Consider the following 13747-nt stretch of genomic DNA (forward strand, 5'->3'; position numbering starts at 1 on the left):
TCAACTAATCGGTCATTAGTAATATAGCCGAATAGCTGAATACCTCAACATTAAAGTAATCACATTAAAAGATGAAAAAAAGATGAACAATTTAATGCTGGAAAAATGGCGAGCGGATATCACCGTAGCCTCTGAAAAAAAAACAGGTGGTTTAGGCCACTTAACTAGTGCCATGCAACGACTCGTTCAGGTATTACAACAAAACCCTGCGGCTAAAGAGCAGGGTAATTATTTCTTTAAAGCCAGGAGCAAGTTATGAAACTCACAATGAAGGCACAGTTGACCGCAGGGTTTAGCATATTGGTAATTTTGATGATATTTATGGTGACAATGTCCCTCAATATCATGTCGGAGATGGATGAGCGTATCGACAGGATGGCAGATGTTTCGGCGACGAAAATCAAACTTGGCGGACGCATCAATCAGGACGTTATCGCGGTTTCGCGTGCGGAGAAAAACATCATCCTAGCGCAAACTGTTGAAGAGATGAATCAATTTAAGGCTATCGTCGATGAGAGACGTGTAGGAATGGAGGAACGTCGTCAAGAGCTAAGCAGACTGGTAAATAATGATGGCAAAGCCATGCTGGATAAATTTGACAGTAGCTGGGATGAATATTTAAAAGTCAACGAGCAGGTTACAGATTTTTCTCGCTTGAACTCAACGGTTAAGGGGCAGGCGTTGTCTGCTGACAGCGGTCAAAGAGCGTTTAAAATTGCAGCAACAGCAATGAAAGCTGTAGCTGCTCAAAATGATGAGCAAATTATAGACGGTAACAATCTCGCCGTCAGCCGAACATTAATGGCTGAGCGCATCATTCAAAACATACTAGAAGTACAGAGCGCCGAAAAGAGCTTGTTGTTGGAATCTACAGAGCAAGGCATAGATAAGTACGCCGAGGTCATTGTTAACATCAACGCCACTCTCAACGCCCGACTTACTGAGTTGAACAAGATGGCAACAACCGAGAGCAGAGTTTATATTGATACCTTTACCAAGGCTTGGAATACCTTCACTGATATCAATGAAGATGTTTATCGCATTAGCCGGGAAAATGGCAATATCAAAGCTTCTAGGTTGTCTAATGGCGAAGGACGTAAGCTCAACGATGCAGCGACAGACTTAATTGCTGCGATAGTTGTTATGAACGAAAAGGAGCTTGAACAAGACAAAGCGTCCAGCACAGAGAACTACGAAAAAGGTCGCAACCTAATGTTGACCATATTAGTGCTAGGTGTGCTAATAGGCTTGGGTACTGCAGTATGGATTATTCGTGGCATTATGTCGCAACTTGGCGCTGAGCCACCTGTTATCCTTGAAATAGCTGAAAAAATTGCTATGGGTGATCTTGAATCTGAGCAGACACATACCAAAGGTAAAGTCGTTGGTGTATTAGCGGCAATGATTACGATGCGCGAGAAACTGGTCTCTGTTATTAGCGAAGTAAATAGTAGTTCCACTGCACTGGCGGCAGCTTCTGAGCAGATCAGCGGCACCGCACAGAGTCTAAGCGAGGGCGCTAGTGAACAGGCCGCGAGCGTGGAGGAAACCAGTGCTTCGATTGAAGAAATGGGTGCGTCAATTAATCAAAACAGTGAAAACGCACGGGTAACTGACGGCATTGCTACTGAGTCGTCAAATGCGGCTAAAGAAGGGGGTGAATCTGTTATCGCCACCGTACAGGCAATGAAAGATATTGCTATGAAAATCACTATTATTGAAGACATCGCCTACCAGACCAATATGCTGGCACTCAACGCGGCAATAGAAGCGGCAAGAGCTGGCGAACACGGTAAGGGATTTGCAGTAGTTGCCGCTGAAGTACGTAAGCTCGCCGAGCGAAGCCAAGTAGCCGCGACAGAAATTAGCGAACTAACGGGGGTTAGTGTCAAAGTTGCTGAAAAAGCGGGTGGTTTGCTAGAAAAAATGGTGCCCGATATTTCACGCACTGCAGAACTCGTGCAGGAAATTACTGCCGCCTCTGAAGAACAGGCCGCTGGTGCTAGCCAGATTACCAGTGCGATGAATCAGCTTGATCAAGTAACACAACAAAATGCAGCTGGCTCAGAGGAACTCGCAGCGACTGCCGATGAAATGCGTAATCAGTCGCAATCACTGATTGAAATGATGAGTTTTTTCAGGTTGAACAGTAATGGTTCGGCTACTCCGGGTTTTAAAGCAGGTGCCGCACCTTCACCATCTAATAACCTGAAACCACATAAATCGATCAAGTATCAGGAATCCGCTGTCATTGACGAAAAACAATTCGAACGATTTTAAGGAAAGTGATATGTCAAAGCCAACGAATGAGAGCATTAGTTCGGGAAATGTTCAGCAATTCCTAACTTTTGTACTCAACGATGAAACATATGGTGTCGGTATATTGCATATTCGGGAAATTATTGAATATGACAATTTAACCATAGTGCCACTAATGCCTGATTTTATCTCAGGCGTGATTAACCTGCGCGGTAACGTCGTGCCAGTGATCAATCTTGCTCGGCGTTTTGAACATCAAGCCAAAGAGGTTGGTAAACGCACCAGTATCATTATTATTGATATTGAGGACCAAGACGGTGAGAGTGTCGAGGTCGGTATGGTTGTTGATATTGTTAATGAAGTGATCGAACTGGCAGACTCGGATATAGCAGCAGCACCCATGTTCGGTGCCAAAATACGTGCTGACTTTATTCAGGGTATGGGTAAAATAGATGATAAATTAATGATCTTACTGGATGTTAATCATGTGCTCTCGATCAACGAGTTATCTGCCATCACTAATATAGCCGATGAGCTGACGACACCATCCAAGAGCGATACACTTTAAAACAGTAAAATGAACTTTATTTAAGCGTATAGCGTAAAAGTTTATAGTTGTTCAGAGAAATAGGCATCATGTTTTAGTTTGATGTTTATTTTTTTGCACGACAAAGTACAGTTAGAGAGTATAGCTAGATAGTATTGTTAGCAAGTACTGAAGAGCCTTAAGGTAAAGCGAAAAGGCTCTCATTTTAAAGTTAGCTATGATTATATTTTTGATATCATAGACCTAAAAGTACCGGAAGATAATATTCATATAGTTGTTAAAAACTTACCTCATTTATCGCCAAATCGAAAAATGTAAATAATAAAAAGCATTTCAGTAAGAGACTTTTAGACTTTTTTCTAATACCAAAAAAAGTACTTTTGGTCGGTACGTTGTTGATCGCAAGTCATTTTGTTGAAATCATTGGAAATGTAGGTGAGCAAAAAATAAGGAAGTATGCTTATAACTAGTTAGTCGAACTTGACCGTAAGGAAGAGCCAGCTCGACAGTTGAGGTTGTTTTAAAATGTGGAACTTGCTGCCAAATTTTTAAAACATAGCTAATAATATTGAGTCGAGAAAATATAATGCCACTAATAAATAGTATTGCGGATTGGACTTGCTATCAGAAGGTTGGGAAATAACATTGAATAAACTGAATACACCAAGATTTGAGCAACCAGAGGTATCTGCTAATGCCTATCAAACAATCAGAGAGTTCATTTACAATGAGGCTGGTATAGATTTAGGGTCGGGCAAGCAGACGTTAGTTAGCTCTCGTTTGAATAAACGCTTACGACATCATCAGCTAAATAGCTTCGATCAGTATATTGAGCTGTTATTAAATAAAAATAGCATAGAATATCAGATGGCTATTGATTTACTAACCACCAACGAAACTTATTTTTTTCGAGAGGCTGAACATTTGAATCTCCTGAAGAATTTGGTACTACAACACCAGCCGAAGGATCGCAATTTTCGCTTATGGAGTGCTGCTAGCTCAAGTGGTGAAGAGGCTTATAGTATTGCTATGGTGTTGGATGATTTTTTTGGTTCTAGGGGCCAATGGGAAATTTTTGGTTCAGATATAAGTAGCCGTATGATCAAAAAGGCAAAGAGTGGGCTATATCAGTGTCATCGAATTGATGCGATTCCAAAAGATTTTCTGCGTAAGTATTGTCTGAAGGGAACGGGTGAGTATGACGGTTATTTATTGGTAGATAAAAAATTACGGGCAAAAACCCGGTTTGCAGAAATTAACTTAACTAAACTCTTGCCTGAAGTTGGTGAGTTTGATGTTATATTTTTACGTAACGTCTTAATTTATTTTGACAATAAAACCAAAAAAAATATTATTCGAAGTCTAACATCAAAGTTACGCTCTAAAGGTTTGTTGTTTATTGGTCATTCTGAGTCGCTCAAAGGTATGGACCTACCTATTAAACTGATTGCACCAACTGTCTATCAGAAAAAATAAATAGCTATGCTTATATATATTCCAAATTAGGGTGGTCAAAAATGAAACATGGCATTAGACAAGTTTTTCTTCATCCGGGTGATTTTGTTTTCGCTGAGCCGGGTACGCATGTGCACACTGTGTTGGGGTCATGTATTGCTATCTGTCTTTGGCATCCAGTTTTACATATTGGCGGCATGTGCCATTTTGTCTTGCCAAGCAGACCAAAAAATGAAGTAAAGCCTGCAGAGCTCGATGGCCGGTACGGCGAAGAGGCGATGGAACTGTTTGATATGGCGATTAAATTGCATCAAACAAATTATAGGGATTATCAGGCGAAAATATTTGGCGGTGCTAACATGTTCGCTAAAAAAGCGAATTCGAGCGAGCGCCTCATTGGCGAAAAAAATGCAGCCAAGGCAATGCAATTATTAATGAAGAGAAAAGTCGAAATCAATGTGGTACATGTAGGTGAACAAGGACATAGACGAATTGTTATGGATGTTAGTACAGGCGATGTTTGGGTTAAATATCAATCTGAAGATGTTCATAAGCAATCGATGAGATCACAAAGTGGAATTAATTAGGAGTTACACCACATGAATAAAATTAAAGTGCTTGTTATCGACGACTCGGCTATTGTACGACAAGTATTGAGTGCCATTATCAATGAATCATCAGGTATGGAAGTTATTGACACAGCTTCGGACCCCATATTTGCACTCAAAAAATTGGAAAAAATTAGACCTGACGTGATTATACTCGATGTTGAAATGCCTAGAATGGATGGCCTGACATTTTTGAAAAAACTCATGAAGGAAAATCCTTACCCCGTTGTTATGTGCTCTACATTGACTCAAAAATCCTCCGAGACCAGTATGAAAGCACTTCGTCTTGGCGCGGTGGAAATTGTTGGCAAACCCACCTCGAATCTGAAACAGGAACTAGGTGCTCAAAAAAAGTTGATTATAGATGCGATAAGAGCAGCCGCTAAAGCTAAACTCAGTAATCTAAGCATGCCGCTTAAAATGCCCACAACAATAATAAATGTTCAAAAAAAGGAGACAGCAGATGTCATCTTACCAAGGCTTGCACCAGTAGAGTCAACACCATCGAACAAGTTAATCGCTATAGGTGCCTCTACTGGTGGCACTCAAGCGCTTGAGTTTGTTATCTCTGCACTAAAAAAAGATACACCTGGCGTAGTTATCGTGCAGCACATGCCTAAAGCTTTTACTGCCACCTTTTCAACACGATTAAACTCTGTTTCAGAAGTCTACGTGAAAGAAGCTAAAAATGGCGATATGATTGAAACAGGTAAAGTGCTGATAGCACCAGGTGACAAACATATGATTGTAGAGAATAGAGCAGGAAAATTGTATGTTTCAATAAAAAATGGCCCTCTAGTGAGCCGGCATATGCCTTCGGTAGATGTGTTGTTTCGCTCAGTAGCGCAGTCAGCGGCAAAACAAACCCTGGGTATTATCATGACGGGTATGGGTGATGATGGTGCTAATGGTATGAAAGAAATGTTTGATCTTGGTGCTTTTACAGTGGCACAGGATGAAGCAAGTTGTGTTGTTTTTGGTATGCCTGCGGTTGCTATTGAACGTGGAGGAGTTAAGAAAATAAGCTCACTTGAAGATATTTCAAAAATGATGAATGCTTTCAATTAATCCTGCTGTTATCTAGCTATTATTTAATCCCCCAAGAGCTAATCTTTATCGAATATTAACGCGAACTTTAGCTAAGTATGAGCAAATTTGAGCCATTTTTTGCTCATACCAATCCAAATAGGACTAGTGAGTAATGACAGCGATATAACACACAAGGCTAATTGGTAACCGTATCCATTAATAATATTCGCCTGATGACCCACCGCGGCCAAGACAAAACTGAATTCACCAATTTGTGACAATAGTACCCCAGCATATAAACTTTCCTTCCAGCTATATTTTGAGAGTTTTAAAATAACCGCATTAATAAAAACATTAGTAATTAATGCCGCTATCACTAAAATAGTAGCTTGCAGCCAATGTGTTATCAAAAAGCTAATATCAAGCAGCATGCCAATAGAAACAAAAAAAAGCGCAACAAATAACACTCTGAAAGAATCTAGGGTGCGATGAACCCAAAGCGTTTCTTTAGCAACACCTACTAACATACCAGCAATAAAAGCCCCTAAAGCAGTTGATAATTCAAACCATGCAGTCAACATAGCCAGGCCAAAACAAATACCTAACGCGGCAAACAGTTGCAACTCACGGTCGTCTTTTAACCATTTTGATAGGGGTAAATGCACTTGTTTACGGCTGAAAATAAAACTGAACAAGGCTATCGCCAGAATAGTGCCAGCGCTTTGCTTGACTAGCTGTACATTGTCGATATTTCCTGCACCGAGTAAACCGATAATAATTAGCATCGGAATAATGGCTAAGTCTTGCGCGAGCAGGATGCCTAAAACGCTTTGTCCTAGGTTCGACGATAGCATGGAGTTGTCTTGCAATAGCTTTATCACTATGGCGGTGCTACTGAGACTAATAACAAAGCCAATTAACACAATTCTTGCAATGCTCCAGTCAAACCAAAGCCCTAAAAGCCAAATACAGCCAACACTTAGTACAATTTGCATTAGGGTGCCGAAAATAATTAACTTCCAGTTGCTGACTAATTTATGGATATCGGTTTCCATACCAACAAAAAATAGTAGCAAAACCACACCCGCCGTACCTAAGCGTGAAATACTTTCACTGTCGGTAATTAAACCAAAGCCCCAAGGTCCGATAACAATGCCAGCAATTAAATAGGCGACCACATGAGGCTGTCGAAAAAAACTCAAGATAAACCCTAACAATAATATAAAGAAAATGGCGCCAACCGCTTGCGGTAACAATGGGTCCATATGCATAGCTAGTATCCTTTTCAATCATCGGGTTTATGGTAAGTTAATAAGCTTGCAAGTAGAGCTACGCATTATAAATATTGCATAAAGCAGGGTAAAACAAGGTTAAAAATCCAGTCAATTAAATCTTAGTCAATGTCTTAGTTAATGCCTTGGTTTAAGCCTTAATTTAACCTTTAGTTGAAGTTTCAATTAAAGCATGAGTTTAAACGCATTTAATTTACCAGCGCGATGTATTCGAATGATTTATTGTAAATAATATTTATTTAATGATCTCCTGCCACAAAGCCGTCATAATTATTATGCTGATGTTTGATTTTTATCAGTCAATTAACCATGGAAGAATATTGAAACAAGTGAATTCCCCTTACCGCAATCGACCACTCTATACATTAATGACTGTTTTAATGTTAGCAAATGCCTTTGCAGTGCACTCAGCAGAGCCTGGTGATAATGTTGGTACCCATCTCAATATTATGGGTGTTGAAAGCGCATTAAAAACCAATATTTTACGTAATTTGAGCAGTAACGAAAATACCATTCCATTGTCACTGCTGGGTTTTCCGCAATCAGACAATTATATTTTGACTAAAGCCCGTAGCGCGTTGCAGGCATTGGGCTATTACCAGCCTGTGTTAACCTTAGCTGACGATAAACAAGGCAAAATACTCACCATTGATTTACAGGATCCTGTGCGTTGGCACAACACCAATATTGTGCTCAACTGTGAGAATGAAATTAAGGAAATCTCCCAACTTATTACTAAACATCCATTTACCCAAGGAAAAATTATTAACCATGGCGATTACAGCCAGTTCAAAGCCTCGTTGCAACGCGAAGCACAAGAGTTAGGTTTATTAAACGCCACTTTTTCATCTAGTGTGTTAAATGTTGATGTGGCTCAGTTTCAAGCCGATGTGCATTGGGTATTCAACTGTGGCGCTCGCTATAGCATTAACAAGGTGACGATTGAGGGCACAGTTTTATCCCATGACTTAATCCATCGTTATTCAACCATTCGCTCTGGTGACAATTATAGTCAACTCGACATTATTGCCAGTCAGCAGGCCTTAAATCGCTCTGGTTTTTTTAAATCAGTGGTGGTTGAACAGTCAGTTGACCATCTGACAAAAACGGTCGATGTTAGCCTTTCAATATTGGATACTGACAAATATGAACTTAAAACTTTGTTAGGCTATGGCACAGACAGTGGCGGAAAACTAGGGGTAAGCTGGAGAAATCGACGAGTAAACAGTAGCGCTCATCAATATATTGCCGCCATAGATTTTAATAAAGTAAAGCTCGATATTGCCGATATACACGCAACGTTTCAATACCAAATACCGTTAGATAAAGCCAACAGTCAATGGATAAACCTAGTAAGTTATCAGATTAAAAATGAGGAAATAGGTCGCAGTAAAATTTTCACCTTAGAGTCTGTGCTGGCCAATAAAATCAACGCAAATTGGTCTAGTCAATGGTCAATTGCCATGGCACAAGAGCTGTTAGAATCAGATGCTAACGTGAATCGTAGTTTGCAATATATTGTACCTTCATGGCAACTCAATTATTACAGTGTTACCGATCCCTTTTCCGCTATAGCAGGTTGGCGTTGGCAAAGTATATTTCGTTTTAGTGGTGAGCAATTTAGCGATCCCGATATAAAATTTTTACAAACGGACCAAAAAGTAAAACGTATTTGGTCACTCAATAATAACTGGCGATTATTGTTACGTGCACGTTTGGGCACTACGTGGATGGATACCGAGGATTTTAATCGCTCTATGCCGTCAAATTATCGATTTTTTGCCGGCGGTGATGTTTCAGTCAGAGGTTATAAACATCAAAGTTTGTCGCCTCTGGAGAACAACGTCTCACTAGGTGGTAAGCATGTTGTATCGTCAAGTCTTGAGGTTGATTACTTATTTAATGACGACTTTCGTTGGGCGGTATTTACCGATCAAGGCAATGCATTTAATGATTGGCGGGATTGGAAGATATATAAATCAATCGGCACTGGTCTAAGGTGGGTAACACCGATTGGTGCTATTCGACTCGATATTGCTAAAGCACTTGATGGTAATAAAGGCTGGCGTTTTCATATCACCATAGGGCCAGATTTATGAGTTACTTCAAAAAGAAAGCGCTGTTAAAGTGGTTCAGCCTAGTGGCTACTGGCTTAATGGTTATCGCGCTGTTAATGCTCTCATGGCTTTACACGACCGAATCAGGTTTGCAGTGGCTAGCTGCGCGCATTGCCCAACTGCAACCACAGGAGCTACGTTTAGGTAAAATCAGTGGCACATTAAATACTCGCCTAAAGCTAGCCGAGCTTGAATGGCAACAAGAGGGCACCAAAGTACAGATGACCGGGTTATCGGTTGACTGCCAATGGTTGCACTTGATTGACCGTTTGGTGTCGTGCGATAGCATTGCTTTAAGTACCTTAGTGGTATCGAGTGTTAACGATGAAAAAACCACATCTTCGCCAGAGGCTTTACCCAAGCTAGCTACAGTGACATTACCTATTGCGCTCAAGGTGAAGCAAGTGACTATGGCTAGTATTAGCTATCAGGCAATGAGCGCTAAAATAACGCCAGCGAAAAACAGTGACCCCGCAACAAGCATATCTTCAGAAAGAGCCCCTTTAGCAAACACAGCTTCAGCTAATACAGAGTATAATGTTAGCGGTCTAGTATTAAAAAAATTAGCCTTCGCGCGTAGCAAAGCAAGCGTCGGTGCGTTAAAGCTTACATTTGACGAACACAAGATAGCGGTATCTGGTTATTTTGACATGCGAAAAAAGTGGCCGCATCAGCTAGCGGTTGAGGTGCTGGGGGCCAAACTTTCGGTCAGTGTGAAATCTAAAGGCAATATTACTGATTCATCACAATTAACGTTACAATTGCAATCGCCTAATCAAATGTTAGTGACTAGCGATTGGTTTTATAACCAAGGCTTATTTTTAAAGCGTGGCATATTAATAGCTGATAAACAACAAGTTGAGTTGGCCAGTCAAGCTATTACACTCGAACAAACCAAAGCAAACTTTGAGCTCAATTGGCCAAAGCTGAGCGCTAATTTACAAACACAGACAAGCTGGCAAGAGTTTAAAGACATACAGTTAACCATTAATACCGAGCTAGCTAATGTAGTAGATTGGCGTGCGAGTTCAGCCGTCTCTTTGTTATTAAAAAATGAGCTGAATGCCGCGCAAATCGCCACAACCTTGCGCCAAGCACTGCCCGAGGCGATTGACCAAAGCACCCCTGCGATAAAGCAATCATGGCCAGTGCTAGCGAGCCTTGATTTGGCCATTAAACAAGGTGTTGCTTCGGTTAAAAGTAACAAGTTAACATTGGGTAATTTAACGGCAGCAATACAAGGTGAGTTTAATCTTGATAATCCAAGCACTGAAAACTTTTCGCTAAAAGGTCAGCTTAATGGTCGCTCGTTAGCATTAAACAATGTCTTTGAGTTGGCTGATGTCAATGTAAGTTGGCAGGTAGAACAACAGCAGTCTCAATGGTTTATTTCTAGTCAAGGCAAGATAGGTAAACTTGCACTGGCAAACTTTGACGGTAAAAATATTCATTGGGCGTTAGATTTTAGCGAAGGCTGGCAGGGCGATGTTAAGGCCGACGCCCTTAATATTAATGAGTTTAGCCTTGAACAACCATCTTTAAAAGTTTCTGGTTTACCCGCTGATCATAACATGCTCATTAGCGCTACATTAGCTCAAAAAACAGGCGTTAAATTAAGCTTTGATGGTCAATTACTGCAACAACATGCAAAAGTATTTAGCATCGGTAGTGATTTATCAAAGGCTATATGGCAGATCAGTGACCTTGATTTTAAGGCCGAAAACCAACAACAAACACTTGTTTTAACCACAGAGCAATTACAATTAAGTGCTGATAATCAACGAATAAAAAATCTATGTCTTAGCGGTAGCGGCACACTTTGTATCAATGCGGATAAGCAAGCAGAGCAGTGGTCAGCTAATTTAACTTTCGAACAATGGTCAATGTCACCGATTTTCCAGCAGGTTAAGCATTGGCAGTCCAGGCTACTCGCTCAGTCATCACAATATCCACAGGAAGTTGAAGGTATGGTGACAGGTCAGTTAGCGTTATCAGGTAAAGGTCAGCAATTGGCAGGAATTTCGGCCAATGTAACGATACCAAGCTTTAAATGGCAGTCATCTGACGTTCAAATACACGGACAAGAACTGACTATACTTAGCCAGCAACAGCAAAATGCTATCGCAATCACCACGCAATGGCAGACAATAAATACCCAGTTACACTTACCCGAGTGGCCAGCTGAAATTTCGATGCCTACAGGTCAGATGTTGTTGTCGATTACGCCTGACTTTACCGTCGACTTTGACTTAGCACAAACTGATATTACCTTGAGCGCTCCAGATGAAAGCAGCCCAGCTGACACACAGTTATCAAAGCATTTATTAACGGTAGCGCTGTTAAAGCTGCAGGGTAAATGGCAAAAAGATAAAATATCTACTCGTTTGAACATACAATTATCTGGCGAAGATGAAATAACGGCCCAGTTTAACAGTGACTGGCCGCTGGTTGATTCAGCTCGCCTTGATGGCGACTTGTCAGTTAATTTACAGCAATTTGAATGGCTTAAGCAGTGGCAAAAACGTATCGATAAAATCGAAGGTAGTCTAGTGCAAAACTTTACCTTGGCAGGCACTTGGCGTGAGCCAATATTTACCGGCGAGGGTTCGCTTGGCATTGAACATTTAGTTATTGATGAATATGGCTTAGATATTCGTAACAGCAAAGTAAAATTAAGTAGTCAACAAGACCGTATTACATTATTAGGCGAATTACAAAACCCGCAGGGAGCACTAACAATAGCAGGGCAAGCAAAGCTATCAATGCCGATAAAAGCAAATCTAACGATTGAAGGTCAACAAGTTACCTTGGTCAATAATAATGATAATAAATTAATTGTTTCGCCCATGTTAAAGGCAAATTATCAAGACAAGCACTTAACTGTAGACGGTAACTTAATTGTTGACCAAGCTGATATCAAAATAGCGTCTTTGCCAAAACCTGCCATTAGTGTTTCAGAAGACCAAGTTATTGTTGACGAAAAAAACCTAGCCGAAAAAGACCCAGCACTTGACTATAATATCTCGCTAACGCTATCAGCAGGAGACAATGTTAAAATCAGTGGTTTTGGTTTATCAAGCGAAATACAGGGTAATTTATCTTCATCACTTATTACCGGCCAACCTTTGACTCTTAATGGTCGCTTAGATTTAAAAGAGGGTAAATTTGAAGCCTACAAGCAAACATTAACTATTGAACAGGGGCAATTATTGTTTCTGGGTACGGCAGCAAATCCAAGCATTCAGTTTCGAGCGGTTCGTATAGTTGATGATATCAAGGTTGGGATTATTGCCGATGGCACAATACATAACCCTCGTTTAACGTTATTTTCAGAGCCAACAATGGCGGATGAAAATGTATTGTCATTATTGATCACTGGCCGAAAATTAGATTCTTTATCACAGCAAGAGGGCAATGCACTGACCAGTGCCGCCATTAGTTTAGGGGTAGAGAGTGCCAACAAATTAGTGCAAAAAATTGGTGAGCAACTGGGCCTCAAAGATGTGGCTTTTACCAGTAAAAGTGCTAATAACGGAAATAGCACGCGTGTTGATATTGCCGCGAAAATTAATGACCGTTTAAATGTAGGGTACGGCACCAGTATTGACTCTGACAGTAGCGTTCAGGCGGGGTGGAATATTGAATACAAGCTATCGCCGAATATATCGTTTGAAGCCATTAGTGGCGATGAAATAAGTGCTAACATCAACTATAAAAAGCAGTTTTCATCCACTAAAGACAAAGACAAAGACAAAGACAAAAATTAGTACTGGCAATTAAATTAAAAAGAAGGTGTTTATGTCAACAGATTCAACAGGCTCCACCCAGCTAACATCAACAGCAATAGTCACACCTGTAAGCATTCCTAAACGTCATCCATTCATCAGTTGGTCATTGGCGATATTAACAGCCATGCTTGGAGTGTATTTATCGATAATACAATTTGCTGGTTTAGAATGGCTTTCTCGCAGTGGTTGTTTAATTGTGATACTGGGTGTTTGGTCCGGGTTGGGTGGTATAATACAAGAACGATTATTACTTAGTCGACTTAATTTTCATCATCGCATAGTACTGGCTCGCGCTAAAAGAAAATTACATAAATCCAAGGTATCAAGCGAAAATATAGCAAGCGAAATTCAAAGCATTGAAGATGACTTTGAAGAAAAAACCGGAAAATTATTACAAGCCGTTAGATTATAACTTGGTATTCTTGAGTTTTCATTACTTATTACATGGACGTTTTTGTTGGCATTTGGGGATTTATTTTTTATATTTCGTAGTTACGTTAAGTTAAGTTAAGTTAAGTTATAAAATATTTGACTTATAAATAACGATAATTCTTATTCATCAGTCAAAAACAACAAAACTAGTTAAGGAGTATTGATTAAAATCATATCACTATATTAATGTCTAATAAGATCTGAAATTGATTAGCAATTG

At 40.2% G+C, this 13747-nt stretch carries 10 protein-coding genes; 9 read left to right on the top strand and 1 reads right to left on the bottom strand.

Going from position 1 to position 13747, the window contains the following annotated elements; genetic code table 11:
• Positions 1–82: 82 nt before the first annotated feature.
• The 6 genes from H4J61_RS15600 (at position 83) to H4J61_RS15625 (ending at position 5937) form a co-directional block, all read left to right on the top strand.
• Positions 83–259, top strand: coding sequence for a hypothetical protein (locus H4J61_RS15600; RefSeq protein ID WP_182186020.1), 177 nt, complete (start codon positions 83–85; stop codon positions 257–259).
• A gap of 8 nt (positions 260–267) precedes the next feature.
• Positions 268–2280 (top strand): methyl-accepting chemotaxis protein, encoded by a 2013-nt coding sequence (locus tag H4J61_RS15605; RefSeq protein WP_404852071.1) that lies wholly within the window; start codon positions 268–270, stop codon positions 2278–2280.
• A 10-nt stretch (positions 2281–2290) separates the two neighbouring features.
• Complete coding sequence (locus H4J61_RS15610) at positions 2291–2827, top strand: chemotaxis protein CheW (RefSeq protein ID WP_182137823.1); 537 nt, start codon at positions 2291–2293, stop codon at positions 2825–2827.
• Positions 2828–3451: 624 nt separating this feature from the next.
• A complete protein-coding gene (locus tag H4J61_RS15615) occupies positions 3452–4282 on the top strand; it encodes a protein-glutamate O-methyltransferase CheR (RefSeq protein ID WP_220461287.1) in 831 nt (276 codons plus the stop codon).
• A 41-nt stretch (positions 4283–4323) separates the two neighbouring features.
• On the top strand, positions 4324–4848 hold the full coding sequence (locus H4J61_RS15620; RefSeq protein WP_182137824.1) for a chemotaxis protein CheD: 525 nt from the start codon (positions 4324–4326) through the stop codon (positions 4846–4848).
• Between the two features lie 12 nt (positions 4849–4860).
• Positions 4861–5937 carry a chemotaxis response regulator protein-glutamate methylesterase gene (locus H4J61_RS15625; RefSeq protein ID WP_182137825.1) on the top strand — a complete coding sequence of 359 codons (1077 nt, stop codon included), beginning with the start codon at positions 4861–4863 and terminating at the stop codon, positions 5935–5937.
• 71 nt (positions 5938–6008) lie between these two features.
• Here the strand turns inward: H4J61_RS15625 and H4J61_RS15630 are convergent, their stop codons facing one another.
• A complete protein-coding gene (locus tag H4J61_RS15630) occupies positions 6009–7169 on the bottom strand; it encodes a cation:proton antiporter (protein WP_182186025.1) in 1161 nt (386 codons plus the stop codon).
• Positions 7170–7519: 350 nt separating this feature from the next.
• Here H4J61_RS15630 and H4J61_RS15635 point away from each other — a divergent pair, with 350 nt between their 5' ends.
• Genes H4J61_RS15635 through H4J61_RS15645 form a run of 3 tightly spaced genes read left to right on the top strand, consistent with a single transcriptional unit; the run spans position 7520 to position 13507 of the window.
• Positions 7520–9289 (top strand): BamA/TamA family outer membrane protein, encoded by a 1770-nt coding sequence (locus tag H4J61_RS15635; RefSeq protein WP_310650070.1) that lies wholly within the window; start codon positions 7520–7522, stop codon positions 9287–9289.
• Positions 9286–13074, top strand: coding sequence for a translocation/assembly module TamB domain-containing protein (locus tag H4J61_RS15640; protein ID WP_182186029.1), 3789 nt, complete (start codon positions 9286–9288; stop codon positions 13072–13074). The genes H4J61_RS15635 and H4J61_RS15640 overlap by 4 nt, the downstream gene beginning before the upstream one ends.
• A 31-nt stretch (positions 13075–13105) precedes the next feature.
• Positions 13106–13507, top strand: a complete 402-nt coding sequence (locus tag H4J61_RS15645; RefSeq protein WP_182186031.1) for a hypothetical protein — start codon at positions 13106–13108, stop codon at positions 13505–13507.
• Positions 13508–13747: the final 240 nt, after the last annotated feature.

The sequence above is a fragment of the Colwellia sp. MB3u-4 genome, assembly GCF_014077065.1.
In the GTDB taxonomy this organism is placed as follows: domain Bacteria; phylum Pseudomonadota; class Gammaproteobacteria; order Enterobacterales; family Alteromonadaceae; genus Cognaticolwellia.

Excerpts from the sequence above, each read along its gene's own strand:
- H4J61_RS15600 (WP_182186020.1), top strand. The coding sequence starts at position 83 with ATGAACAATTTAATGCTGGAAAAATGGCGAGCGGATATCACCGTAGCC.
- H4J61_RS15605 (WP_404852071.1), top strand. The coding sequence starts at position 268 with ATGAAGGCACAGTTGACCGCAGGGTTTAGCATATTGGTAATTTTGATG.
- H4J61_RS15610 (WP_182137823.1), top strand. The coding sequence starts at position 2,291 with ATGTCAAAGCCAACGAATGAGAGCATTAGTTCGGGAAATGTTCAGCAA.
- H4J61_RS15620 (WP_182137824.1), top strand. The coding sequence starts at position 4,324 with ATGAAACATGGCATTAGACAAGTTTTTCTTCATCCGGGTGATTTTGTT.
- H4J61_RS15625 (WP_182137825.1), top strand. The coding sequence starts at position 4,861 with ATGAATAAAATTAAAGTGCTTGTTATCGACGACTCGGCTATTGTACGA.
- H4J61_RS15630 (WP_182186025.1), bottom strand. The coding sequence starts at position 7,169 with ATGCATATGGACCCATTGTTACCGCAAGCGGTTGGCGCCATTTTCTTT.
- H4J61_RS15640 (WP_182186029.1), top strand. The coding sequence starts at position 9,286 with ATGAGTTACTTCAAAAAGAAAGCGCTGTTAAAGTGGTTCAGCCTAGTG.
- H4J61_RS15645 (WP_182186031.1), top strand. The coding sequence starts at position 13,106 with ATGTCAACAGATTCAACAGGCTCCACCCAGCTAACATCAACAGCAATA.